1 protein-coding gene is annotated in these 2,689 nt (G+C 68.4%); it reads right to left on the reverse strand.

From position 1 onward, the window contains the following. Positions 1–103 precede the first annotated feature (103 nt). Entirely contained in the window at positions 104–2,329 is a 2,226-nt protein-coding gene (locus ACFUEL_RS38115; RefSeq protein WP_380242567.1) for a hypothetical protein, read from the reverse strand. Positions 2,330–2,689 lie beyond the last annotated feature (360 nt).

Here is a 2,689-nt window from a genome sequence, read left to right on the forward strand (position 1 = left end):
GCGAAGCCGTGGGCGGAAGCCCACTGCCGGATGCGATGGGTGCGTCCGGTCGCCGTCCCTTCGATTGTCGCGCTTCCCGCGTCGCCCTCGCCCACCATCGCGCTCAACCGCCGACCACGCCGACGGACGGAGCGACCTCACCGGCCGTCGAGCCCTGGGGCGACTTCGACTGGCCGTACCACAGCTTCCAGGAGGTGAACTCCTCCTGCGTGACCTCGAACCAGTCCTTGAGCGCCTTGGACAGGCTGTCGGAAGCCTGTCGTTCGGCGAGCACCTCCTGCTTCTGGTGGGAGAGGGAGGGCTGGCCCACCTTGAGGGCCTTCGCTTTCTGGTCGATGCAGTAGTCCAGGTACAGGCCGCGGGCCTTGTACAGCATCTGCCGGAACGCGGAACGTCCGTCGAACCAGCGTGCCAGCGGCTCCCACGCTTCCTCGGGCTCCAGCGCCTGCAGCCAGAAGTAGCGGAAGTACACGGCTTGCGGCGTGTCCATGTTGGTGATCTGGTTCAGGAGGTTGCGCGGCCCGCCCCGGCCGTCGGCCTTGTCCTTCTCGACGGACTTGTTGAAGGCCAGTCGCCGGTCCTTCGCCTTGCCCGCTTCCTGGGCGAAGTACGCGTTCCAGCCGGCGGCCAGGCTCTGCGCGAACTCCGGCAGCTCCTCCAGCTTCAGGCCCGTGCCCTGCTGCTTGCGCAGCTCCCATAGGGAACCGAGCGCCAGCGCCATGCCCAGCTGGCAGGCATGGGTGTTGAAGACCGCGAAGGCGGCCTCGCTCTCCACGACCGCCTCGGGACGCGTGCTGCCCCGGTAGACCGCCGCTCGGGCGGCTTCGAAGCTCTCCTTGCGGTCCCGCAGGATCTCCCAAGCCAGGATCACATCGGACTTGGCAGACTTGTCGATCTTGGTGCCCGCCTCCTTCGCCCGCTGCTGCTGCTCCTGGAAGTGCTCGTAGCCGTCCCGCAGCGTCCAGAACACGCCCACGCCGTTGAACAGGGCGTCCAGGGCCAGGCGCTGCGCCGCGTCGCCCTGGTACCACTGCCCGCGGACCTGCTTCAACGCGGTGGCGTGCGCGGCGTACGGATGCGTCCGCGACAGCAGCGCGATCAGGGCGGCACCCCATGTCCGGGAGAACCGGTCACTGATCTCGTCGACCCGGCCGAGCGGGAAGTGCGTGTTGGTGATCTCGGTCGGCGCGTATACGAAACCGCCGTCCGCGACCGGCTCGGGGAAGACCGTCTCCAGCTCCAACTGCTCGCGCATGAACCCGTTCATCTCGGAGATCGGGCGCCGGCCGCCGGTGAAACGCGCCCCCACCTCCTGCAGCGTCTGCGGTGGCCCGAACACGCACACCTCGACCGCCCGCTTCAGCAGGTGGATGTTGGTCAGCGCCGACCAGCGGGCCGACTGCGTCGTGTTCGTCTCGGGGTTGTCGTACTCCACCGCGCAGATCGGCAGCTGCCGCTCGTTCTCCTCACGCAGGTCGCTGAGGACCTTGCGGGTCAGCACGTTGCCGAGCTCGGCGTCCGACAGCAGGATGATCCGCGACTTGGACGGGGGCCGGGCCTCCTTGTTGACGTCGACGAAGAGTTTGCGGGCGGCTCCGTGCGGATTGCTGTCCGGCCCGGTTTCGTCGGGGAACCAGCACACCGTCACCGGCACTTCCACGTCGCGCAGTTCGAGCCCCGCGTAGCGGCTCAGGGCCTGCTCCACCGGCCCTTCGTAGAACGAACGGAACCGTTCGCCGGGAGAGCCCTGCCAACTGCGCGTCATGGTCCGCTCGATGGCCAGCAGTGCCATCGCCCGGTGCTGGCCGTCCAGGACCACCAGCTTCGCCTCGCTGTCGTTCCACCACAGCTTGCCGAAGCTCGTCGAGTCCAACTGCCCGCTGCTCAGGGCGTGCCGCTGGACCCGGAACGCCCTGCCTGCCTGTTCCTGCTGCCAGTTCGTTCCGGCGTCCTGCACCAGCGTGTTCGCGCTCAACGCCTGGAACGAGGTGGGCTGCTTCGACTTGAAGGGGAGCAGCACCGCGACGATCGGCGGGAAGAAGGCGGGTCCGGTCGCCTTGCGCTCCAGCAGGTACGGGACCAGTTTGACCGCCACCCGGTGGTCGTCCAGGTCGCGCTGGAGCAGTTGGTCGAAGTCCAGGTCACCGGCTTCCATCACCTCGCGCACCGGGGCGAGGTTCTTGGTCAGCACCCGCTCGGGCGCGTCCGAGTCCTCACCCAACCGCGCCTTGGTCATGATGTAGTCGACCCGCCCCGCCGGTGTGGCGAAGCTCCCCCAGGTACCCTGCACGAAATCCCGGAACCGGGTCTCGTCCGCGTTGCCAAACATTGCTTCCCGTCGTTCTTCCCGAACGCTCAGCGCACCCGAGCCGCCCGTGCCGTTCGGCACGGGTCGGTCACCGGGAGCACTGGCCGCTGCGCCTGCCTGCCCTGCCCCACCACACACCCCGTCGGGTGTCGTAACTCCGCAACGGGACGACCGGTGGCAACGGACCCGCCCAGCGCGGACCGACCGGGAACCCCGGAAGGCACGCGCCGGGCGAGCCCGGCACAGACCGACGTCGACGCTGCCGCCAAGCGGTCTTAAAGATCTTGCACATTGCCTCCGTGACGGCATGCTCCAGCCGCGGTGCCCGGCCGGAACCGACAGCCGCTTGTGAAGAAGCAGCGTAGAGGATCCCGCTGACAC

This window comes from Kitasatospora sp. NPDC057198 (assembly GCF_042670125.1).
Taxonomy (GTDB): domain Bacteria; phylum Actinomycetota; class Actinomycetes; order Streptomycetales; family Streptomycetaceae; genus Kitasatospora.